Genomic DNA, 22,772 nt, shown 5'->3' on the forward strand with positions numbered 1-22,772 from the left:
GTGATCGCTGGGTCCTCCTCGTCGGCAACCGGAGTCTCCGCGGCTCAGGCCATTGTGGGCCGGGCAACGCGGGTGACGATTGACCTGGGCGCACTACGACATAACCTTTCGGTCGCCCGCGTTATCGCGCCCCGTGCCAAGATCATGGCGGCCATCAAGGCCAATGGCTACGGCCATGGGCTCGAGCGTGTGGCCACGGCCCTGCAGGGCGCCGATGCCTTGGGGGTAGCGTGCATCAACGAGGCCCTGGCCCTGCGCATGGCAGGCATCGAGGCCCCCATCACCCTTTTGGAAGGTTTTTTCCAAGCCAATGAGATCCCGCTGCTTCAGGCTTACCACTTCGAGGCAGTAGTCCACGAGGCCTCTCAGGTGGAGGCGTTGGAGCGTAGCCACTACGGGCCGGTTCGGGTGTGGATCAAAGTGGATACGGGCATGCATCGGCTGGGCTTTGCGCCGGGAGCGACCCGAGGCATTTGGCGCCGTCTAAACGCGCTGGAGGGTGTCGAGGTGGTGGGATTCATGACCCACCTGGCCTGCGCCGACGACCAAACCGATCCGGCCACGCCCCGGCAGCTCGCCCTGTTTGAAGAGACGGTTCAGGGATTGCCGGGCGAGCGGGCGATCGCTAATTCCGCCGGTGTGCTGGGATGGCCGGAAAGTCACGTGGAGTGGATCCGTCCTGGAGTGATGCTCTACGGGATTTCACCTTTCCTGGAGGGAAGGGGCCCCGAGGCAAAGCTGCGCCCGGTGATGACGCTGCATTCCGAGCTCATTGCCGTCAATCACATCCCCAAGGGGGGAGCCGTAGGATATGGAGGTACCTGGCGTGCGCCGGAGACGCTCCCGGTCGGTGTCGTGGCCGTCGGTTATGGCGATGGCTATCCCCGGCATGCCCCGGCCGGTACACCGGTGCTGCTCAACGGCAAACCGGTTCCACTGATTGGCCGCGTCTCGATGGATATGATCACGGTTGATCTCCGTGGTCAGCCTCACGCCCGGGCGGGTGATCCGGTAGTGCTTTGGGGCGAAGGGTTGCCCGCGGAGCTCATCGCCGAGCGCGCCGGGACGATAGCTTATGAGCTGCTGTGCGGCGTGACTCAGCGGGTTCGCTGCGAAGAAGTGACATCTGACTGATATGGCCAAAGGCCCCAAGAGGTCGCCGATCCTGGGGGTGGGGGCTGTGGTTCGGCGGGCCGATGCGGTCCTGTTGGTAAAAAGGGGGCGAGCGCCAAATCAGGGAGAGTGGGCCATCCCCGGCGGACGGGTCGAGTGGGGGGAAACCCTGGTCGCCGCTGCCGAGCGGGAGCTGATGGAAGAGACCGGCGTGACCATTCGTGCGACCGACCCGGTCTACACCTTCGAGCACATTGAGCCGACCGAAGGGGGAACCCCCGACGTTCATTACGTGGTTATCGATCTGTATGGCGAATACGTCGCAGGCGAACCTTGCGCCGCCAGCGATGCCGAGGATGCGGCTTGGGTGAAATTGTCCGAGTTGGGGCGTGTTCCGGTAAACCGGACAACCCGGAACTGCCTCGCCACCCTCTATCCGATGGAGGTCCCGCCACCATCCCGGTGATCGGGTGTAATGCGCCAGGCGAGTAGTGCATGACCTGGGTTGAAGCGACTAAACCCTTGCGCTCTTTGCAGTTGACCACTCAGGTGTTCAGGAGAAATTTTGGCCAAGGCAAAAACGGTTTTCAGCTGTCGCAGTTGTGGCGCCCAGGCCCCGAAGTGGGCGGGGCAGTGTGCCGACTGCGGCGATTGGAATACGCTCGAGGAAGACGTCGAGGTCTCTGCACCGGTCCGCCACCGGGGCTATGCCGGTGCCGCCGGACCGGCCAGGGTGCAGCGGCTTTCTGATGTGCCGGCAGACCATGTGGTACGGACCCTCACCGGAAGTGGCGAATTCGATCGGGTGCTCGGCGGTGGCCTGGTGCCGGGTTCGGTGGTTCTTTTGGGGGGTGATCCGGGGATCGGGAAATCCACCCTGCTGCTGCAGACGCTGGCCGGTCTAAGTGAGCGGAATGCCACGCTCTACGTGAGTGGCGAGGAGTCGCCCCAGCAGGTGAGTCTGCGGGCCCAGCGACTGAATCTGGCCGCGGAGCACCTGCAAATGCTTCCGGAGACTCGTGTCGAGGCGGTCCTTGCCGCGGCCCAACAACACCGGCCCCGGGTGCTGGTCATCGACTCCATTCAGACAATCTATACCGAGACGCTTCAGTCGGCCCCCGGCGCGGTAGGTCAGGTTCGCGAAAGTGCTGCACAACTGGTGCGGTATGCCAAAGAGAGCGGCGCGGCGCTGTTCCTGGTGGGGCATGTCACCAAGGACGGACAACTGGCAGGCCCGCGGGTGCTGGAGCATATGGTGGACACCGTGCTCTATTTCGAGGGGCAGAGCGGCAGCCGTTTTCGCGTGATCCGTGCCTTCAAGAACCGTTTTGGCGCGGTCAACGAGCTTGGCGTCTTCGCCATGAGTGAAACCGGCCTGAAAGATGTCTCGAATCCTTCCGCAATCTTTCTCTCGCGCCATCAAAGCCCCATATCCGGCTCTGCGGTAATGGTGACGCTCGAGGGCAGCCGGCCACTGCTTGCCGAAGTACAGGCTTTAGTGGACGAGAGCCATTTGTCCAATCCCCGCCGGGTTACCGTCGGGCTGGAGCAGAACCGTCTGGCCATTCTGCTCGCCGTTCTGCATCGCCACGGTGGGGTCGCTACTTACGATCAGGATGTCTTCGTCAATGTGGTTGGTGGCGTGCGGGTCACCGAAACGGGTGCCGATCTGGCGCTGCTTTTGGCCATTCTCTCCAGCTTGCGGGACCGGCCGCTCCCGGAGAAACTGATAACTTTCGGAGAAGTGGGACTGGCCGGCGAAATCCGCCCGGTGCCAAATGGTGAGGACCGCCTGCGGGAGGCGGTCAAGCATGGTTTTACCCGCGCCATCGTACCCGCTGCCAATGCGCCCAAAAAGGCCATGGAGGGTATCGAGGTGGTCGGTGTCGCCCGACTTTCAGAGGCGCTGGACGCCCTGTAGGGGTGCACTCTTTGTCGACCGCTCCCTACTGCAGATAGAACTGCATTTTCACGTTTCCGATCTGGATGGTATCGCCATCTTCCAGAAGCCAGCTGTGATCGCCGATCGAGGTATCGTTAACCTCCGGTGGGTGATCGCCTTCCAGATGGGAGAGAAAGAAACCCTCGTTACGTCGAGCGATTACGGCCGCCTGCACGCCGGGTTTGCCCAGATTGTAGAGGTTTCGATTCAGGCTGATGGTTTTGCCGACATTCTGGCCGTTCAGCAACTGCAGCCAGGCGTTTTTGGCTTTGCGGGCCGGTATCAGGTCGCTGTCGCTGGCGATCGTCTCCGGCATGGGGACGTCGAAGTCCGCTTCCAGCGTATGCTTGCCGATAGCTATCTCATCACCGCTTTCGAGGGTTTGAACGTCGATCTTCTTCCCATTGACAAAAGTGCCGCCGGGGCTATCCAGGTCCTTGAGCCGCCAGTTGCCGCCGCTGCGATCCAGGCGCGCATGCTTCTCATGTACTGCCAGGCTGTCGATAGTAATGTCACATTCCGGCGAACTGCCGATGACCACCTCTTCCTTTTCGAGAGGGAAGATCTTCAGCATCTTGCCCTTGAACGAGAGGGTCAGTCTGGACACGGATTGCTCCAAAAACTATTGATTGGCGGCGCCATTATAGGCTTTGTAGAAGTCCGGGTGTAGGGGGATGGCAAGGCGTTGTGACCAGCGGCGCATTTTTCTGGTCAGGAGGCGGATGCCCGCTATTCGGTGTCCTTGTGGCGGGCTTTTCGGTACAGCGGATCCACACGTACGGTTTTGATGGCGCTGGCACCGGTCTGCACCACTTCCAGGGGATAGCCGTTCAGCAGAACGCTGGTACCCGGTTCGGGAATGGTTTCAAGATACTCGATCAACATTCCGTTGAGGGTTTTGGCACCCTCCGTCGGGAGGGACCAGTTCATGATGCGATTCAGCTCCCGCACATTGGCGCTGCCGTCCACCAGATAGGTGCCGTCTTCCTGGGGGTGGATCTCCTTGAGAGTGGTTCCGGGGCCGGTGGTGAATTCACCCACGATCTCTTCGAGGATATCGTCGAGGGTGACCAGACCCTGGATATCGCCATATTCGTCCACCACCAGACCCATGCGGTGCCGCTGTTTTTGAAAATTCAGCAACTGGGTGTTGAGACGCGTGGCTTCGGGAATGAAATAGACCTCCCGAATCCGATCCATAAAGCGTTCCATGTCCAGTTCGCTGTGCTGCTGTAGCGCGAGAAGGTCCCGCAGGTGGACGATGCCCACCACATTATCGATACCGCCCCGGTAGACTGGCAAGCGGGTGTGCTGGCTGTTGGTGAGCTGATCAACGATATCAGTCCATTCGTCCTCCAGATCGATCCCGGCAATCTCGTTGCGCGGGATCATGATGTCCTCCACGGTCGCCTTTTCCAGATCCAGGATATTGAGCAACATCTTCTGGTGACGGCGCGGAATCATGGTACCCGCTTCATTCACCACGGTCCGAAGCTCTTCAGAGGAGAGATGAGAGCTGTCTACGTCCCGCGTCGAAACGCCGAGCAGGCGCAGCAGGCCGTTGGCGATAATGTTGATAAGCCATACCAGCGGATAGAACACTTTCAGCAGCGGGCCAAGGATAAAACTGGCGGGGAAGGCTATCCGTTCCGGGTGCAGCGCAGCCAGGGTTTTAGGTGTGACTTCGGCAAAAAGCAGGATGACGACGGTCAGCACCGCCGTGGCCACCAGGGGACCCGCTTCGCCCACCAGCCGTATGGCGACAATCGTTGCCAGCGCCGAAGCGAGAATGTTGACGAAGTTGTTGCCGAGCAAAATGAGTCCGATCAGCCGATCCGGACGCTTGAGCAGGCGGCTGGCCCGCAGTGCTCCGGGGTGACCATCCTTTGCCATATGCCGCAGTCGATAGCGATTCAGGCTGATGAGGCCCGTCTCGGAACCGGAGAAAAACGCGGAGAGGATAACAAGAAAGACGAGAGCGCCGAGTAGGGCGCCGATCGGGATGTCGTTTAGCAAAAGGGTGAAAGCCTCGACTTAAACTCGATAGAGTATTACTAAGGGGTCGACCGGTCCGTGTCAACAGTACACTAGCGAAGAACCAGTTCCAGCACCAGTTTACTGCCGAAATAGGCCAGTACGAGCACCATGAAACCTCCCAGCGTCCAGCGGATAGCCGTGCGCCCGCGCCAACCGAACTGCAGCCGTCCCCATAGCAGCACCGCGAACACGGCCCAGGCGATGATGGAAAGTACGGTTTTATGCACCAGATGCTGGGCAAAGATATTTTCCAGGTAATGGGCGCCACTGATGAGCGAAAACGTCAGTAGCAGATAACCGACGCCGATCAGCCGGAAAAGCAGTATCTCCATGGTCTCAAGCGGCGGAAGCGCTCGAATAAAGCCTCCCGGGCGGCGGTTGCGCAGCTGTCGGTCCTGCAAGGCGAGCAGCATCGCCTGCAGTGCGGCGATAGCCAGCAGACTATAGGATGCCAGGGAAAGCAGAATGTGGATCTCCAGACCCACCGGGGTCCGTGGTACCAAAGTCGGATTCACCGGCGCCAATACTTGCGCCAGCAGCCCCAGGGTTGCAATCGGAAAAATGGCAATTGCCAGGTTCTCCACCGGTTGTCCCAACGCAGACAGGAGTACGAGGAGGGCGATAAGCCAGCCAGCCAGCGAGAGCACATTGAAGAATGAAAGGTTGAGGGCCTCCGGACCGAGCAGTGCCCCGTAAAGGACAACTCCATGGGCGAGCACGGCACCAAACCCCAAAACAAGGGGCAGGTATTTACTTTGCTCTCCGGCCCGGGAACCGCGCGCCATGCGCCGTCCCAGAAGTCCGGCGGCTCCCAGATAAAAGAGTAGAGCTACTGTGACCAGAACCGTATCCATTCGTGTACGCTTTAAAAAAGAAAACAAATGTTCTCATAACCGAAGGGTTACGTGAATGGGCTTGCCTCACTATTAAAATGCCAAACCCTCCACATACCGCAATACCTGTCGACATTTAGCCAGTGCTACGGTTCTCGGATTCGTCATTCAGCGTTTGTCGCTGTTTGCACAAACATGCTACAAAGAGCAGGTTAGATCAAAAACTCCCCGGCGTGGCTCCGAAAAGCGCCGAACACGCATAAAACTTAAGTGAAATAGAGAAAGGCCTCCGGAGAACCTGATGCAACTGCGGATTTTAGGCTGCAGCGGTGGTATCGCTGCTGGTCACCGGACCACTTCCTTTCTCGTTGATGACGATGTCCTCATCGATGCCGGTAGCGGTGTCGGTGATTTGACCCTAAGTGAGATGGAGCGGATCAAGCATATCGTGCTAACCCACTCACATCTCGACCATGTACATGCGATCCCGCTGCTGCTGGACAGCATGTTCGATCGTGCCGAAGAGCCAATTACGGTCCATGCTCTGCCGGAAACCATCAGTGCACTTCGTGAGCATATGTTCAATTGGGTAGTCTGGCCCGATTTTACCAGCCTCCCGCATCCCGATAGCCCGGTGCTGCGCTACGTTCCGATGAAACCGGGTGAAGAAGCGGTTCTGGACGGTCGGCGCTTTCGCATGGTGCCGGTCAATCATGTTGTGCCGACGGTCGGTTACATCGTCACCGCCCGGGACGGCGGGGTTTTCGCGTTCAGCGGCGATACTACCTGCAATCACACCCTCTGGAACGCTCTCAATGGGCTGGAACGGTTGGATTTGCTGATCGTGGAGTGTGCCTTCTCTAATGCGCGGCAGGAGCTTTGCCGACAGGCACGCCACTACTGCCCGAATATCCTTGCCGAAGATTTGGTCAAACTAAACCACCGTCCCGCGGTCTATCTTTCCCATGCAAAACCCGGCGAAGAGCGTCAGATTATGGATGAGTGCCGGGCGGTGATCTCCAACCGCAAGCTTGAGCAGTTGTCGGGCGGAGAGATTTTTACGGTATAATGATACTTAAATCTCTTTCATGAATTCGCACCGATCTCGCTTGTCTCTTGATTCTACAAGAAATATTTTCTTAGTCGGCCGTAATCTCGGCTCGGGCATCCTGCTTCGCCCCAACAGGTCCGTCCATAGACCTGGCCGATTCGCCGTTCCTTTGAAAAGTTCCTCATGAAAGCAATACCTTGCGCGATCTCGGCACGAATTCATGAAATCTTCTGGATAGTTCTTTTTCGGGCCGGTCCAATCGCCGATTGGCGCCGTTCCCATGATGCGGCTGGTTGTTATGTTTGAAAACCTCACTGAACGACTTTCCAAGACCCTGCGTAACCTCCGCGGGACCGGTCGACTGACCGAGGAAAATATCAAGGACACCATGCGCGAGGTGCGCATGGCACTGCTGGAGGCGGATGTCGCCCTGCCGGTAGTGAAAGAGTTCGTCAATCATGTGCGTGAGCGCGCCGTCGGCAAGGATGTTCTGGAGAGTCTCACACCCGGCCAGGCCCTGGTCAAGATCGTCAACGATGAGTTGGTGGCGATCATGGGCGAGGCCAATGAAGACCTCCAGCTCGACGTCCAACCTCCTGCCGTTGTGCTGATGGCGGGCCTGCAGGGCTCTGGTAAGACCACCAGCACGGCCAAACTGGCGCGCTTTCTGCGCGAACAGCGAAAAAAATCGGTTTTGGTGGTGAGCACCGACATATACCGTCCCGCCGCCATCGACCAGCTGGAGACCCTGGCGCGGGAGGTCGAGGTAGAGTTCTACCCCAGCACCACTGACCAGAAGCCGGTCGATATCGCCCGCGGTGCCGTTGAGCATGCCCGCAAAAAGCTTATTGAAGTGGTGATCGTCGATACCGCGGGCCGCCTTCACATTGACGAGTCGATGATGGGTGAAATCCGGCGCCTGCACGAGACGGTAGAGCCGGTCGAGACCCTCTTCGTGGTCGATAGCATGACTGGCCAGGACGCGGCCAATACGGCCAAGGCCTTTGGCGATGCCCTGCCGCTGACTGGCGTGGTGCTGACGAAGGCGGACGGCGATGCGCGCGGCGGTGCGGCATTGTCGGTTCGGCATATCACCGGCCGCCCGATCAAATTCCTGGGTGTCGGCGAGAAGACCACGGCTCTGGAACCCTTCCATCCGGAACGGGTGGCCTCCCGTATTCTGGATATGGGCGATGTGGTTTCGCTGGTCGAGGAAGTTCAGCGCACGGTCGACCATGAAAAGGCAGAGAAACTAGCCACCAAGTTCAAAAAGGGCCAGGGCTTTGACCTGGAGGATTTCCGTCAACAGCTTCAGCAGCTCGGGAGCATGGGTGGCGTGGCCGGCCTGATGGACAAGCTGCCCGGGATGTCCGGTGTCCCCGATGCGGCCAAAAAGCAGGTCAATGACAAGGAATTCCGCCGCATGGAGGCCATTATCGGCTCCATGACGCCCTTCGAACGGCGCAAACCGGACCTTATCAAGGGCTCTCGCAAGCGCCGGATCGCGACCGGTTCCGGGACGCAGGTGCAGGAGGTGAATCGTCTGCTCAAGCAGTTCGCGCAGATGCAGAAGATGATGAAGCGCATGAAAAAGAAAGGCGGCATGGCCAAGATGATGCGGGGCCTCAAAGGCGGCGGCGGAATGCCGCCCGGAATGCCGCCGTTCTAGTGTTGGGCCACCGTGGAGTCGGCAAGGCAGCGCAGTGACTGTCCATCATTGCTGCTCCCGCGCATTAGCTACTAGCCACTAGCGAATAGCTGTCGTACAATACCCGGCTTCTTAGGGTTCTGGCGGGTCGCCAAAGGCGGCCCCGTTTGTTTTTGGAGACGAGGATCTAGCGAGAATGGTAACCATTCGTTTAGCTCGCGGCGGCGCCAAGAAGCGCCCTTTTTACAGCATCGTCGTGACCGATAGTCGCAACCGCAGGGACGGTCGTTTTATTGAACGCATCGGCTTTTTCAACCCGGTGGCGAGCGGCAAGGAAGAGCGGGTCCGCCTCGATCGTGAGCGGGTCGATTACTGGTTGTCGAAAGGGGCCAAGGCCTCCGAGCGCGTGGCCGATCTGATCAAGCAGAGCGCAGCTGCCGCGTAAGATCGGACAGCGCCCCATGGGCAATGCGGACCCGGATAGCTACGTGCTGCTGGGCCGGGTATCCGGTCTCTATGGTGTTGGGGGTTGGGTAAAGGTGTTCTCGCACACGCAACCGCGTGAGAACATTCTGCAATACTCGGCCTGGTATCTGCGTGAGGGTGATCGGTGGGTTCGGCATTCGCTGCTCAAGGGGCGGCGGCACGGTAAGGCAGTGGTCGCCCTCCTGGAGGGTTGCGATGACCGTGAGGAGGCACGGGCGCTGATAGGCGCCGACATCGCCATCACACGTGAGCAACTGCCAAAGGCGGGACCGGGAGAGTACTACTGGTCGGATTTGATTGGCCTTGAGGTGGTGACTGTCGGCGGTGAACAGCTGGGGCGAGTCGATCACCTGATGGAGACCGGGGCCAATGATGTACTGGTGGTCGCCGGCGAGCGGGAGCGGTTGATCCCGTTTGTCGATGAGGTGATCATCTCGGTGGATCTGGAGGGCAGATGCCTGACCGTCGACTGGGATCCGGAGTTCTAGCATTGCGGATCGATGTCATGACGCTGTTTCCGGAGATGTTCGAGGCAGTCAGCGGTTTCGGCGTTACTGGACGGGCTGTCGAGCGTGGCCTGTTGCAGCTGGGTCTTTGGAACCCGCGCAATTATACCCACGACCGGCACCGCACGGTGGATGACCGCCCCTACGGCGGTGGGCCGGGGATGGTGATGATCTATCCGCCGCTGTACGAGTGCCTGCAGGATGTTCGGCACACCAGCGGCAGTGGACGGGTTATCTACCTCTCGCCACAGGGTCGGCCACTGACGCAGTCGCGTGTGCGGGAATTGGTGCATGAAGAGCATCTGATTTTACTCGCCGGGCGCTACGAGGGCATCGATGAACGCTTTATCGAGGCCGAAGTGGACGAAGAGTTGTCTGTCGGCGACTACGTCCTGTCAGGGGGTGAGCTCGGCGCCATGGTGGTCATTGACGCGGTGACGCGCCTGATCCCGGGGGCCCTCGGCCACAGCGATTCGGCAGAACAGGATTCGTTCAGTGACGGACTGCTGGATTGTCCGCACTACACCCGGCCGGAGAAAGTGGCGGACCGGGAAGTGCCGGAGGTACTGCGTTCCGGTGACCATGCGGCTATTGAGCGCTGGCGGCTAAAGCAGGCACTGGGCCGTACCTGGGAACGGCGCCCGGACCTGTTGGAACAGGTGGAGCTGGATGACGAACGCCGCGCGCTCCTGGCGGAATATCGCCGGGAGACACCAAAGAATTGAAAATTAACAGTTTACGGACTCATTCCGGGAGCGAGCAAATGAGCAATATCATCGAACAACTCGAAGCGGAGCAGATGAACCGCGAGGTGCCCGAATTCGGCCCGGGCGATACGGTTGTGGTTCAGGTGCGGGTAAGAGAAGGAGAACGCGAACGTCTGCAGGCCTTTGAAGGTGTCTGCATCGCCAAGCGTAATCGTGGACTGAACTCGGCTTTCACGCTGCGCAAGATGTCCAGCGGAGAGGGTGTGGAGCGTGCGTTTCAGACGTACAGCCCGCAGCTTCAGGAGATCAAGGTCAAGCGCCGTGGCGTCGTACGCCAGGCCAAGCTGTACTATCTGCGCGGCCGTACGGGTAAGGCAGCACGGATCAAGGAAAAGCTGTAAACGAATTGCAGCTGCCTGGGCTGGTCGAGGATATGATGGGAGACGGCTTCTCCATATCTCGGCGCGCTGGCCGCAGAAGCGGACGCCACCTGGTCGGTGGCGTCCGCTTTTTTTTCGTCCTGCTGTTGCTGACAGGGTCCGTAATGGCGGTGGATACTGCGCCCCTGGATGATGCAGCGAGGCTTGCCCGCGCGGGAGCCCCGCAGCTGGCTCTGTCGGTGCTCGACCGAAGTCAGCCGAATGCGGCGGACGATTTCGATGCGTGGAGCACCTGGCAGCGGGAGCGCGCCGTCATCCTTCGGCGGCAAAACGCGTGGGAGGAGCTGGCTGCCGAGCTGGAAGTCGTCCCCGACGCTGCCCCGCCAACGTATGGAATCTGGGCCGCCACCGAGCGTGTAAAGGCACTGCTCCATGCTGCCGACGCTGTGGCGGCGCGGCAGGAGCTGGCGGCCCTGATTTGGCAGCGCAGGGCCGGTGCCGAGGAGCTGCGCCAGTGGCGTCAACTGGTGATTCGCAGCTATGTCGTCGAAGGGCGGTCGGGCGACGCCTACACCGCCATGTTGCGTCACCGTCAGGATTACGGGGATGGCGGAACGGAAGATGCGGTTTTGCGAGCCAGAGTCCTGCTCGGCGCCGGCCGGCCGGGGGACGCGGCAGCCGAACTCACCAGCGTTGGCAACTCCTCGGCGCAGGCGCTGCTGGCCTTGGCTCGCCTGCGTGATGGAGCCGGTCCCGAGGGGATTGCTGCGGAGGCAAAGAAGCAACTCGAAGACGATGGCGGTGAAGAAGAAGCGCAATGGTATTGGCGCGGTGTCGCAATCGAAGCGGCGGCCGCCAATGATGATTTCGCCGGTCTGATCCAGGGACTCGAGCCTCTCATTGCCGAAGAGAGTGATGGCAACGCTTTGCGGGGACTGGTCAGGGTGAGTAGCGATCGGCTCTGGAATGCGTACCTGGATTATGCCCGACAAGTCGGCAATCGGGAGCAACTGCTGATGGGTGATGATGCTGCCTGGCAGCGTTTGGCCGCAACAGAAAGCCGCAAATACCCGATCCGAGCCCGCTCGATATACGCTCTGTTGTCGGTGGAGGCGCGTAGCGAAGCCGGGCGGGCGAAAGCCGGTGAACGCTTCGCCGAAAACCTTATTGCGTTGCCCTCCGGTGACAAGCTTCTACATGCGCTCTATCGGCAGTCGGATCGGTACGGCACAACCGAAGCGATCCCCGCTACAATACGGCGGATACTTGCCGATCGTGCGGTAGACGGTTCCGATCTCGCCGAAGCAGCAAAGCTGATGAAGGGGCTGAAGCCACCGCCAACGGACAAGGGAAGGGTGATGTGGGAACTGCGCCGGGCCAAGATATTCCTCCTTGGCGGGGAGTTTCAGCGAGGCGAGGCCGTGCTTACCGAAATGGTCGGACGCGCCCGCGGACTGGAAACCGTCCTGCTCGATCGGCTCGTGCAGGTGATCTTCGATTTGCAGACCCTCGATCGCCATGATACCGCCTATGATCTCCTGCAGACCCTGTACGCGAAGACCACACATCCTCGTCTGCAGCGCGAATTGCTCTACTGGATGGCAGACTCCCGCAAGGCCCAAGGGAATCTGCGCGTCGCCGCACGTCTCTATCTGCAATCGGCCATCCTGCCCGGCGCCGAGTCAATGGACCCCTGGGCCCAGACCGCGCGTTATGAGGCGGCCAAGGCGCTTTCTGAGTCCGGTTTGTTCGCCGACGCCGAAGTCATTTACCATCAGTTGCTGAAAGCCACCGAGTCATCGCAACGGCGCGCCGTTCTGGGCCGGGAACTCGAGCAATTGCGGTTGCGCAATAGTCCCTCTCAGGTTAGTGATTAGCTTTGATGCAGTGATCGCCACGCCGCTGCCGGGTGCCTGGCGTCTGGGGTTTGGTTTGCGGGATGGCCGACTGCAGGCGCTTGATTTCCTCCCTGCGCGAATGGCTCTCATCGCACCTCGGGAGCCGGAAGTGGAACGCATCGCCGAGCTGTTGACTGAATACTTCAACGATCCGCACGTTGCATTCCAGAAGATCCCCCTGTCCCCTGCGCGAACACCATTTCAGGCACGGGTTCGTGAGGTCATGTCGGCGATACCGGTCGGCCAAACCCGCAGTTACGGCGAGCTGGCCGGACAGCTTCGTACCGCATCACGCGCGGTCGCCGGTGCTTGCCGGGCCAACCCGGTGGCGTTGATAGTACCCTGCCATCGGGTCGTTTCGGCGTCAGGCCCGGGAGGGTTCATGGGGGCCCTTGACGGACCTCCTCTGGAGTTGAAAGCCTGGTTGCTAAAGCATGAAAGCGTCTGATGGTGACACTGCACACGTTGAAAAATTTCTCGATGCGCTCTGGCTGGAGCGAGGGTTGAGTGAAAACACCCTGGCCGCCTATCGTAGTGACCTGCTGCATCTCGCCCATTGGCTGAATGGAGAGGGGCGCGACCTGCTGACTGCCGGTCGAGGCGATCTGCTGGAATACATGCACCGGAAAACGGAGGTGGGTGCCCGGCCCCGCAGTACCGCTCGGCTGCTTTCCAGTGTGCGCCGCTTCTTCCGTTATCTGGTCCGCGAGGGACGGCTCGATGAAGACCCTTCGGCGCGCATCGATGCACCGCAGTTGGGTAGGGGTTTGCCGAAATCATTGACTGAGGAGGAGGTGGAGCGGCTGTTGCTGGCACCTGATGTAGGGACTGCTTTGGGTCTGCGCGACCGAGCCATGTTGGAGGTCCTCTACGCCAGTGGTCTGAGGGTTTCTGAACTGGTGGGCCTGCAGATGGCTCAGGTCAATCTGCAACAGGGATTGGTCAGGGTGCTCGGCAAAGGGAGTAAGGAGCGGCTGGTACCGCTCGGTGAAGAGGCCCTGACCTGGATAGAGCGTTTCATCCATCACGGACGGCCGCAGCTGATCGCCGACGCGACAGCAACAGCGCTGTTTCCGACCCGACGCGGGCGGGGGATGACCCGACAGGCCTTTTGGCAGCTGATTAAACGCTATTCCTTGCAGGCGGGGATCGGCAAGAGCCTGTCACCCCATACCCTGCGCCATGCTTTTGCCACCCATCTTCTTAACCATGGCGCGGATCTGCGGGTGGTTCAGCTGCTGCTCGGGCACAGCAGTCTCTCCACGACCCAGATCTACACCCATGTGGCGCGAGAGCGACTAAAGTCCTTGCATGCGGAACACCACCCTCGCGGGTAGTGGGGCTGGCATACATTGAATCGAAATGGAGACCGTCGCTCTGTTGCCCTCATATTGCAGCGGGTGCAGGGAAAGAGTCCAGTCAACGGGTGTAAGCCCTCGGTTCGGGTGGAGGGCGGAAGTGATTTGCATGTTGCTGCCGAAGCTGGGCTGTTTGCGCTTCTGCCGTTACTATTTCTTGTTCTTGCTGACAGGAGTTGAAGTGAATGCCTTCGTTTGATGTGGTATCCGAGATTGACGGTCACGAGCTGACCAACGCAGTGGATCAGGTCAACCGTGAAGTGGCCAACCGTTTTGATTTCAAGGGTTCCGATGCCCGAGTGGAGCAGAGCGAGGGCGGATTGACCCTGGAGGCGCAGAGCGACTTCCAGATCCGGCAAATACTCGAAATCCTCTATCAGAAGATGAGCAAGCGGGGTCTTGATGTCGGTTTTGTAAAGGAGGGCGATGTGGAAGAGCGCGGAATGCGGGCGTACATGGAGGTAAAATTGAGTGAAGGCATCGACAAGGAACTGGCCAAGCAGATCGTGAAGCGGATCAAAGAGGCCAAACTCAAAGTTCAGGCGGCCATTCAGGGCGAACAGGTGCGCATTACGGGTAAAAAGCGCGATGATTTGCAGGCGGCGATGGCCATGCTGCGGCAGGCCGATTTGGGGCAGCCTCTTCAGTTCACCAATTTCCGGGATTGACAATAATCTTCACCGCAAAGCCGCCAAGCGCGCAAAGAAAATGAAGCAGAATGCGGCGAGGGGCTTACTGTTGAAATATTCGCTCCTCTGTGTTCTGTGGAGTGAAACAGTCAATCATTCGAATCGATGTGAGGTTTTATGAAACGTATTCTGTTGTCTTTGGTCGGTCTCTTGCTGACGACTGCCGCCGGCCTGACCGCAGCGGCTCCGGCCGAACTCAAGTCCTTTCTGTCGCAGATGGTGCCTGGACAGGCGCCCGACGCCATTGAGGAAACGCCTCTGCCGGGGATCTACCAGGTGGTTTATGGCAGTGATATCTTTTACTTTTCCGAAGACGGACGGTACATGCTGCGGGGAGATCTGGTCGATCTGAAAACCAATACCAATCTCAGCGAGCAGACTCGCTCGACTGGACGGAAAGCGGCTCTGTCCCGGCTGGATGAAGAGACCATGATCGTTTATCCGGCCGAGGGTGAAACCAAACATGTGCTGACGGTTTTTACCGACATCGATTGCCCCTATTGCCGCAAGCTGCACGGTGGCATGGCGGAGATGAACGGAATGGGGATCGAAGTGCGTTATCTGGCATTTCCTCGCGCCGGAATCGGTTCGCCGACCTTCAAAAACATGGTCTCTATCTGGTGCGCCGATAACCCGCGCGCGGCCATGGATGTCGCCAAGAGTGGCGGGACGGTGGAATCCGCCGATTGTGATCATGGCATCGAGGAGCACATGAAGCTGGTTCGGGAATTAGGCATCAACGGCACCCCGGCGCTGCTCCTTGATGACGGCCGACTGATCGGCGGTTATGTGCCGCCGAAGCAGCTGCTGCCGATGCTGGAAGGCAAGACGGCAGTTCCCGGCCGCCGCTGAAGACGAGCCACGGAGGGCACCGAGGATAGCGACTGAAGAGTTTCTCTGTGTGCCCTCTGGCTTAACGTTTTAAAAGATGGTAACTGCTCGCCCGGGTGATCGCCCCCGGCCCCGGAAATCCGTCATCCTCGCGTAGGCGGGGATCCAGCAGTCGATCTCAGAATACATCCTGCCAAGAACCGTCATCCCCGCGTAGGCGGGGATCCATTTTGGGCCATGCTTCTGTTCTCTGGATTCCCGCCTAGTTACAAAAGATGTTCGATGCCCCGCCTTTGCGGCCGTTTTTTTCGGTTAGTTGTGTGCAGTGTCGGCGGGGGCGTTTTCGACCGTCATGTCGTAGAGGGCGCCTGCCGCGGTGAATAGCAGACTGGCACGCACCGGCCGTCCCGGCCAGAGTCGGGCGATGCCTTCGGCGTAGAGACGCAATTGTTCCTCGTAGGGCTCCGATAACTTGGGCAGGTTCCCCTCGCAGGCGCGGGTGTGGGTTTTGTAGTCCACGACCCAAAGTTGATCTGCGGATACGATCAAGCGGTCGATGATGCCGTGTACGACACGACCGTCCTCCCGACGATAAGTGACCGGGACCTCGCAGAACGCCTGACACTCGGCACCGGGCCGGAACAGCGGGGCCAGATCGGCCTGGGTCAAAAGCGATTGTGCCTCCTCCCACCAGGACCGGAACTCCGGCTCTTGCGCATCGAGGCCGAACTCCTGGGCCACCGATTCGTCGCCATGGGGATTGCCTTCTTCCACCAGCAGTTCGAGCATGCGATGGATCACCACTCCTCGCAGCAGTGCATCCTCCTCCATTAGCCCGTTCGGACCGCCATGGGCAGCTGCTGCCACCCGGCTGCTGGGTGCCACTTCAAGCGGCAGAGGCGGTGGATCGATGGCGCGGCCCAGGGCGGCCGGAACAGTAACCGGTCTGCTCTCCCGGGCTACTCCCTGCACCGAAGGGTCGGGACGTTCACCGCTCTCGAGCACGGCTGGAGCGGTCGTCCCGCCCTCGATGGCTAAAGCCGTCGCGAGCAATCCGTACCATCCCAACTCCTCGCCCCGGCGGGGCCGGCAACCGGAAATAAAGAGCATTTGCCGCGCGCGGGTGAGTGCCACGTATAGCAGATTGGCCTGTTCGCGCTGCTCGGCCGCCTTGTCCAAGTCCAGTTGGCCTCGGGTAATCGTATCCTGCTGCGCCTTGCGGCCCACAAGCAGTAGTCGTTCCGGGTGGGGTGCGCCGGCCGGCCAGTCCACCAGTGCCCGGAACGGAGAATCCTTTTGCCGTGCGGCGGCGGCATCGGCCAGAAAAACCACCGGAGCCTCGAGCCCCTTGGCTGCATGGATGGTCATCACCCGCACTCGTTCGCCACCGCAGGCCGGCGCCTCGTCCGGTGCCTCGCCGGTGAATTCCCGCAGTTGGGAAAGCCTGGCGACAAAGCCGGTCAGACTTGGATAGCGACCGGCATCGATTTCCAGGGCCAGTTCAAGGAAGCGCCCCAGATTGGTGCGTATTCGCGGCTGCAAATGCGCCGGGAAGGCCGCCTCGTAACGGGCCAGGACATTGCCGTCGCCATAGATGCGATCGAGGAGGTCGTGAATGGGCAGCCGGCCGGCAAGGCGGCGCCAGCCATTCAGTAGTCGATGGGCACGCGCCAGGGGAGCAGCCGGAGGAAGTTCGATGGCCCCCTTTGCCAGGCGCTCCAGCCAGCCGCCCTTGCCGAGGGCCAATGTGACCAGATCGCCGTCGCTGCAGCCGAAAAGGGGTGAGCGCAATACCGTTGCAATCGACAGGTGATTGTAGGGGGTGATCAATACCTCCAGCAGGGCCACCAGATCGCGCACCTCCAGTGCCTCCAGCAATGTCCCCCGATCCGCCCCCACATAGGGGATCCCGGCTTCCCGCAAGGCCGCCTCGTACACTCCGGCATGGGTTCGGCTGCGGACCAGAATAAGCACATCCCCGTAATGCATCGGGCGAGCCTCATCGCTATCCCCGACCGGTGTGGCGTCGGCCACCAGTGCGGCGATACGCGCGGCGATCTGACGCCCTTCCTGCCGGTAGCGTCCATCGTTGGCGATACGTCTCGGTTCTGTCAGGGGGTCCCGCAGCCGGTCGCTTTCGGCCTCTTCGGGTGGTTCGCTTGTCTTGTTCTCCTCCACCAGCGGCAGCATTTCCACACGCCCCCAAAGATCATCATGGAACGTGTCGTGCTCGGCGAATTCGGCCAGGCCTTCCGCCAGGGGACCCTCCGGTCCGAAGACCCGGTTGACACACTCGATAACCGCCCCCGCCGAACGGCGGGAGATATGGAGGGTATGGCCGTGGGCGGCCATGGCACCACTCAGCCATTCATGGGCGGCGGGCAGCAGGCGCGGGTCGGCACGGCGGAACCGATAGATGGACTGCTTGACATCGCCGACCAGGAATACACTGCGGCGTCGCTCACTTTCGCCTGCCGCCATCTCCTCGAGCAGGGGCAGCAGCAAACGCCACTGAGTGGGGTTGGTGTCCTGGAATTCATCCACCAACAGGTGATCGATGCGCTGGTCCAGTTTGAACTGGACCCAGTGGGCATTGTCCGCATCGCTCAGCAGCCGGTAGGCACGCCACTCCAGGTCGGCAAAGTCGAGCAACCGCTGCTCCTCCTTGAAGCGCTGAAAGTGCCCGATAAGGCGCTCACCCAGGCGGTACCAGGCGCTGGTGGACGCCACCGTCTCCCGGCGGGAGAGGGCGTCCCGCACTGTCAACACCTTTTCGCTAAGCGTGGCGTGGAGTTCCAGAAAACGCTCCTGGCCGGCTTCGGTCATTTTTTTGGCCTGGGCCTGGCTGGCCTTGCGCGAGCGCAGCTCGCCATCCTTTCGGAGGAATGCCGCGGCGGCGGCTTCGAAGCGGGCTTCGAGTGGGGTCTCCTTGTGGACTGCCATGCCCAGGCCCTCGGCGAGATTCGGATTGTCGCGAATCGGATGGCGCAGGAGGAGTTCGGCGAATGCCTGTAACTCCTCGGCGTGGGTCCCCAGGAATCCGCTCCGGGGATCCGGGTCGTCCGGATCACTCTCCAGGTGGCGGGCCGCCTCCGAGACGGCCCATGCGACGGGTTCGTTGCGATTTTCGGTATAGGCCCACCAGTCGCTGCGGCGACCGAGAAAGTCGGTCAGGGCGCTGCTCAGGCCGTCTAGGCTGCCGCAGTACTTCAGCAGCCGCTCAAGGTCCTGTCCCACAGCCCCGTCGGGTTCGGCCGTGGCTTCCGCCATCAGGTGTTCCCAGGCCGCACGCTCCAGCTCTCCGGTGCGCTCGATCAGCTCGAATCCGGGTGGCACGTCGGCCTCCAGCGGAAAGCGGCGCAGGACCTCCTGACAGAAGGCGTGAAAGGTGGTGGTTCTAACCGGTTGACGCGCCCTCAGGGTCCCCTCGTAGAGGCCGCGGGCGCGCCCGCGGGTCTCCGCATCCGAAGGCGCCCCCATCATCTGCAGCAGTTCGCTCTGGCGCTTCTCATCCGTGCAGGCAAGTTCGAAGAGACGCTCATTGAGGCGGGTCTGCATCTCGGCAGCGGCCTTGCGGGTAAAGGTGATGGCGAGGATCGCGTCTGGTCGTACCCCGTCGAGCAGCAACCGCACGAGACGGGTCACCAGCAGCCAGGTTTTCCCGGTACCGGCCGAGGCCATGACGGTGGCGTTGATGCCGGGTGAGCCGGCGGAGAGCGGGTTGGTCATGCGGCAAGCATACGGACCGGGCCCGCAACGGTAAACCGCCAATCCGGTCTACCCGGAGGTGACTGATAGTGGCGTAGAGTTCGCGAAGTGCAGAACACGTGAAGCACGACAACCCGTCTTGTGAACGCGTACCTCAGCGATCGCGCGTACCTCCCGAGCATCCGTGTAGGACAAATCTGATAACGTCGTAGGTGATTTGCCCGGGATAATGGTGATCTTCGTTATGGTTGTTGTTAGCCGGGAACGCAATACATTGAATTTGCACAAAACCTTCAACCGAGGTGGTTTGGGGGCGGTGAAACCGCTTTTTTTGTTGGGTTGTTGCTGCGGTTTTGAGTGCTAATCTTCGGTCAAAGGGAATTGTTGTACCAGCCAGGGACGGCGTGCCGCAGGGAAGCGGTGAACCAGGGATGGCCCCAGAACAAACGGGTTCCGAGTGGCTCGAGCAGTTGCCAGGAGGCGTCACCACAGGGATGGTGGTGAACGGCATGGAAGCCGGGAAGGGATTGAGAGGGCGGCAACACCGCCCTTTCTTTATTGTGAAAGTACCGTCCAAAAAGCCGATGATTGCAGTGCAATCTGCACAATGCACCGACAGGCCTGCAAGATGATCAGTGGGGAAGAGGATCCTGTCGTTCCTGTTCCTCGTCGCTGTGCCAGGCCTGCCGCCGGCAGAGTCCGTCCATGGGACAATATCCGCAGATGGTCGCATCGCCCCAAGCGGGCATTTCTGCCCCCGACTTCAGGCGTTCGAAGAGTTCGGAAAGGCGCACGTCGACCGCGTTCTTCAGCTCGTGCAGTCGATCCCCTTCCAGGATGGCGCGGCTTTTAACCTTCTCTTTTCCCAGCTCCAGATATTGCACCTGCTCGACCGCCATTCCCGTTTCCGCCTCGGCCAGCAGGGCGTAGCAGGGTAGCTGCACCGCTTCACCCGTCAGCACATCCGCGTCCGACGGCACCCGGCCTGTTTTGTAATCGGTGACCGCAATCCGGCCTTCGGCTGCATCGAGTCGGTCGAGCCGGCCCTGGAGCGTCAGGCCGTCCGGGGCCTCGCGCCGTGCGCTGACCTCTGCGGACTGCACCCGCCACTGCTGGTCACGCCGAAGCTGCCAGTCGATATAGGCTGGAATCACTACCCGCCAGCGCTCCAGCCAACCCCGGTGAAGAAAGTTATCCTCCAGATCGTCGGCAAATACGGCCTCGGCAATGGTTTCCATGGTATGGATGGCACGGTCGCGATTGGCCCGCGTAACCGGCTGATCAAATGGCCCGGGCAGCCCTTCGCCGCCCTTGTGGAAGGCCTCCAGACAGCGGTGGACGCGCTCGCCATAGTCCGACTTTTCAAGGGCTTCGCGAATGGCATCGGGCGGCGCAAGATGCAACAGGCGCGCCGCAAAGAACTGATAGGGGCAGTCCATCAGCTGTTGATAGCCGCTGGCGGAAAGGGTGTGGGGAAGCAGGGTCGCTTCGGCGCGAGGTCGGGGCGCGGTCTCTGTGCAGGGCAAAGGGGCGCTGCGGTTGACGACCTCGGCCTCCGGCGTACGGACCAGTAACGCCAGCTCGTCATCGCCGAGACCCTCGTCATAGGCGAGCCGGTGAAACGCCTGCAGGCTCTCTACCCAGGGGCTGGGTGCCACCGGCTCGCCGTCCTGCTCCCGCCGGCAGGTCACCAGAATCCGGGGTGCTGCCTCCAGCAATCGTCGAAAGTGATAAAAACGCTCGCTGCGTCGTGTATCGCCTTCGGGCAATCCCAGATCCCGCCGCACCCCATCGTTAAAAAAGGGTGATTGCCCGCCACTGCCCGGCAGATGGTCCCGTTCGGCCCCGGCCAGTACGAGCGCTTCGTAGTGCCCGAGTACGCTTTGCGCCAAGTCGGTGAGGACCACCGGGCTACCGGTCACCGGGGGACGGAAGTGGGTATGTTCCAGGCTCGCGCCCATCCAGGTGCGAAGTTCGGTCCAGTGCAGCATGGTGTCCTGTTCTCCGGCGGCCCGCTGTAGCGATGCCAATGTCTGCAGCACCCGGGCGCCGGCTGCATCCTCTTCCAGAGCCCTGGTTGCACCGAGCTTCTCGAGACTGTGCAGAAGGGCATCCAACACCTCGGCCGGCGGGCTCTCGGTGCCGATGAAACGCCGCAGCGGCTCGGCGGCGCGTCGCAGGTGTTCCAGCAGTTCGGCCACGGGCTGCAAGGCCGCGCCGGCAGCATCGGGCAGTCGATGACGCCGGTAATCGAGCCGGCGCCGATAGGCCGCAAGGCCCCGGCCGACATTTTCATGCAGGATAACGTCGCGTTCCAGGCGGTAGACGGTGGCGAGATGGCGTTCGCGCCGGTGTTCCGCCACCAGAAACGGCGATTTGAGCAGGTCCAGCAGCGCCAGATAGGGGAAATCCTCCTCCAGGCACTCCAGCCAGCGCTCCACCAGGGCGGCGGCACTGGTGGTGGAGAGGGCCCAGCCGCCCCGGTCCTGTACCTGAATGCCGGCGCGTTCGAGCAGTGCCCGCACACGGCGGGCCAGGCGACGGTTCTCGGTGACTACCGCCAGGCTCTGTTTCCCCTCCAGCAGCCAGCGGCGTATCTGCAGTTCTACCGAACGTGCCTCCTGTTCGGTATTGTCGGCCTGGAAAATAGTCAGTCGGCCGTTTGCGGGCGACTCGGCTTCGGTGGCCAGGAATGCCCGCGCACGCTCTACCAAATCCCTGGCAACATCGCTGTAGCCTGCGAACACCGTGTCGAGGAAGCGCGTATAGGCCGAATTGCAACGGAGTGCCCGGTCGGGTTTTTCGCCCAGGTTTTGCAGCAGCGCAGACGGAATGGCATCGGGATGCTGCAAGGCGGGAGCATCGCCACGGCCATGAACCACAACCGTGACCGGCCGACAGGCGGCCAGCCCGGAGAGCCATTCCACTTCGGGGGCCTCCAATATCGGGAAACCCGCGAGATAAACGGCACCCGTACCTGCGGAGGCCTGACTGGCGCCCAGGCGCATCAGGTCCGCAGCAGCGCGGTCGATATAGGCGCCGGCGGCCAACTGTTCATGCCAGGCGTGCCAGAGTGTATGTACGAGCCGCGCCTCCATTCCCAGCCCAGAAGGGAAAGCGTCATCACTGCCATAGGCCTGCACCAACCGATCGGTAAAGGCCTGCAGGTCCTCCGGCACCCCCACCCGCCGGCGGGTCATGTCATCGAACAGCTCCAGCAGGCTTTCGGCCAGTGCCCACAGACTGGCCTTGCCGAACAGGGTGCGGTGGTTGCGCAGGGCCTCCACCAGCATCAACTCCCGTTCGGGCTCGTCGAGGATGCGTCGCTCGGGAATGGCAAAGCCCGCCAGCCAGTCCGAGAGGCGTGTAATCCTGGGGCCGAGCAACGCGGCATGACCGTGCATCGCGACGCGTTCGAGTAGCAAACGGCGCAAACGGGGCCCGGCGTCGAGATCGGGCACCAGCACCAGCACCCGATCCAGCACCGGCAACTTCCCTCCGGCGTCTTCAACTATCCTATCGGCGAGGAGGGCCAGGGGGTCGTTGGCGTAATCGGCCTGCAGGATACAGGGGCTTGGCGGCATA

The 22,772-nt window shown here is 61.0% G+C and carries 19 protein-coding genes; 14 read left to right on the forward strand and 5 right to left on the reverse strand.

Annotated elements, in window-relative coordinates; translation table 11 throughout:
- The 3 genes from alr to radA all read left to right on the forward strand — a co-directional run bounded on the left by alr (window position 1) and on the right by radA (window position 3,034).
- Window positions 1-1,134, forward strand: coding sequence for an alanine racemase (gene alr, locus Q7L05_RS01300; protein WP_317623075.1), 1,134 nt, complete (start codon window positions 1-3; stop codon window positions 1,132-1,134).
- 1 nt (window position 1,135) lies between these two features.
- Window positions 1,136-1,579 carry an NUDIX hydrolase gene (locus tag Q7L05_RS01305; RefSeq protein ID WP_303901004.1) on the forward strand — a complete coding sequence of 148 codons (444 nt, stop codon included), beginning with the start codon at window positions 1,136-1,138 and terminating at the stop codon, window positions 1,577-1,579.
- A gap of 99 nt (window positions 1,580-1,678) precedes the next feature.
- A complete protein-coding gene (radA, locus tag Q7L05_RS01310; RefSeq protein ID WP_303901005.1) occupies window positions 1,679-3,034 on the forward strand; it encodes a DNA repair protein RadA in 1,356 nt (451 codons plus the stop codon).
- A gap of 25 nt (window positions 3,035-3,059) precedes the next feature.
- Here the strand turns inward: radA and Q7L05_RS01315 are convergent, their stop codons facing one another.
- From Q7L05_RS01315 to Q7L05_RS01325, 3 genes are all read right to left on the reverse strand, one after another.
- Window positions 3,060-3,662, reverse strand: a complete 603-nt coding sequence (locus tag Q7L05_RS01315; RefSeq protein WP_303901006.1) for an FHA domain-containing protein — start codon at window positions 3,660-3,662, stop codon at window positions 3,060-3,062.
- Window positions 3,663-3,784: 122 nt separating this feature from the next.
- Window positions 3,785-5,071 (reverse strand): HlyC/CorC family transporter, encoded by a 1,287-nt coding sequence (locus Q7L05_RS01320; RefSeq protein WP_303901007.1) that lies wholly within the window; start codon window positions 5,069-5,071, stop codon window positions 3,785-3,787.
- Window positions 5,072-5,142: 71 nt separating this feature from the next.
- The gene (locus tag Q7L05_RS01325) at window positions 5,143-5,946 is read right to left on the reverse strand and encodes a cytochrome C assembly family protein (RefSeq protein ID WP_303901008.1); all 804 of its coding nucleotides are present in this window, start codon (window positions 5,944-5,946) and stop codon (window positions 5,143-5,145) included.
- A 280-nt stretch (window positions 5,947-6,226) separates the two neighbouring features.
- Between Q7L05_RS01325 and Q7L05_RS01330 the strand changes: the two genes are divergently transcribed.
- The 11 genes from Q7L05_RS01330 (at window position 6,227) to Q7L05_RS01380 (ending at window position 15,500) form a co-directional block, all read left to right on the forward strand.
- Window positions 6,227-6,994: an MBL fold metallo-hydrolase gene (locus Q7L05_RS01330; RefSeq protein ID WP_303901009.1), complete on the forward strand. Its 768-nt coding sequence runs from the start codon at window positions 6,227-6,229 to the stop codon at window positions 6,992-6,994.
- Window positions 6,995-7,274: 280 nt separating this feature from the next.
- On the forward strand, window positions 7,275-8,645 hold the full coding sequence (gene ffh, locus Q7L05_RS01335; RefSeq protein ID WP_303901010.1) for a signal recognition particle protein: 1,371 nt from the start codon (window positions 7,275-7,277) through the stop codon (window positions 8,643-8,645).
- A 175-nt stretch (window positions 8,646-8,820) separates the two neighbouring features.
- Window positions 8,821-9,069 carry a 30S ribosomal protein S16 gene (rpsP, locus tag Q7L05_RS01340; protein WP_303901011.1) on the forward strand — a complete coding sequence of 83 codons (249 nt, stop codon included), beginning with the start codon at window positions 8,821-8,823 and terminating at the stop codon, window positions 9,067-9,069.
- 16 nt (window positions 9,070-9,085) lie between these two features.
- The gene (rimM, locus tag Q7L05_RS01345; protein WP_303901012.1) at window positions 9,086-9,598 is read left to right on the forward strand and encodes a ribosome maturation factor RimM; all 513 of its coding nucleotides are present in this window, start codon (window positions 9,086-9,088) and stop codon (window positions 9,596-9,598) included.
- Window positions 9,565-10,341, forward strand: coding sequence for a tRNA (guanosine(37)-N1)-methyltransferase TrmD (gene trmD / locus Q7L05_RS01350; RefSeq protein ID WP_317623076.1), 777 nt, complete (start codon window positions 9,565-9,567; stop codon window positions 10,339-10,341). The genes rimM and trmD overlap by 34 nt, the downstream gene beginning before the upstream one ends.
- A 38-nt stretch (window positions 10,342-10,379) precedes the next feature.
- Window positions 10,380-10,724 (forward strand): 50S ribosomal protein L19, encoded by a 345-nt coding sequence (gene rplS, locus Q7L05_RS01355; RefSeq protein WP_303901014.1) that lies wholly within the window; start codon window positions 10,380-10,382, stop codon window positions 10,722-10,724.
- 5 nt (window positions 10,725-10,729) lie between these two features.
- Window positions 10,730-12,580 (forward strand): hypothetical protein, encoded by a 1,851-nt coding sequence (locus Q7L05_RS01360; protein WP_303901015.1) that lies wholly within the window; start codon window positions 10,730-10,732, stop codon window positions 12,578-12,580.
- Window positions 12,573-13,049: a methylated-DNA--[protein]-cysteine S-methyltransferase gene (locus Q7L05_RS01365; RefSeq protein ID WP_303901016.1), complete on the forward strand. Its 477-nt coding sequence runs from the start codon at window positions 12,573-12,575 to the stop codon at window positions 13,047-13,049. The genes Q7L05_RS01360 and Q7L05_RS01365 overlap by 8 nt, the downstream gene beginning before the upstream one ends.
- A complete protein-coding gene (gene xerD, locus Q7L05_RS01370; protein WP_303901017.1) occupies window positions 13,036-13,938 on the forward strand; it encodes a site-specific tyrosine recombinase XerD in 903 nt (300 codons plus the stop codon). The genes Q7L05_RS01365 and xerD overlap by 14 nt, the downstream gene beginning before the upstream one ends.
- Window positions 13,939-14,144: 206 nt before the next feature.
- A complete protein-coding gene (locus tag Q7L05_RS01375; protein ID WP_303901018.1) occupies window positions 14,145-14,627 on the forward strand; it encodes a YajQ family cyclic di-GMP-binding protein in 483 nt (160 codons plus the stop codon).
- A gap of 138 nt (window positions 14,628-14,765) precedes the next feature.
- Entirely contained in the window at window positions 14,766-15,500 is a 735-nt protein-coding gene (locus tag Q7L05_RS01380; RefSeq protein WP_303901019.1) for a DsbC family protein, read from the forward strand.
- A 291-nt stretch (window positions 15,501-15,791) separates the two neighbouring features.
- On the opposite strand, the gene Q7L05_RS01385 is transcribed toward Q7L05_RS01380, so the two are convergent.
- Entirely contained in the window at window positions 15,792-19,208 is a 3,417-nt protein-coding gene (locus tag Q7L05_RS01385) for a UvrD-helicase domain-containing protein (RefSeq protein ID WP_303901020.1), read from the reverse strand.
- A 611-nt stretch (window positions 19,209-19,819) separates the two neighbouring features.
- The gene (locus Q7L05_RS01390; protein WP_303901021.1) at window positions 19,820-22,771 is read right to left on the reverse strand and encodes a PD-(D/E)XK nuclease family protein; all 2,952 of its coding nucleotides are present in this window, start codon (window positions 22,769-22,771) and stop codon (window positions 19,820-19,822) included.
- Window position 22,772 lies beyond the last annotated feature (1 nt).

It is taken from the genome of Thiohalomonas denitrificans, assembly GCF_016841685.1.
GTDB lineage: Bacteria > Pseudomonadota > Gammaproteobacteria > Thiohalomonadales > Thiohalomonadaceae > Thiohalomonas > Thiohalomonas denitrificans_A.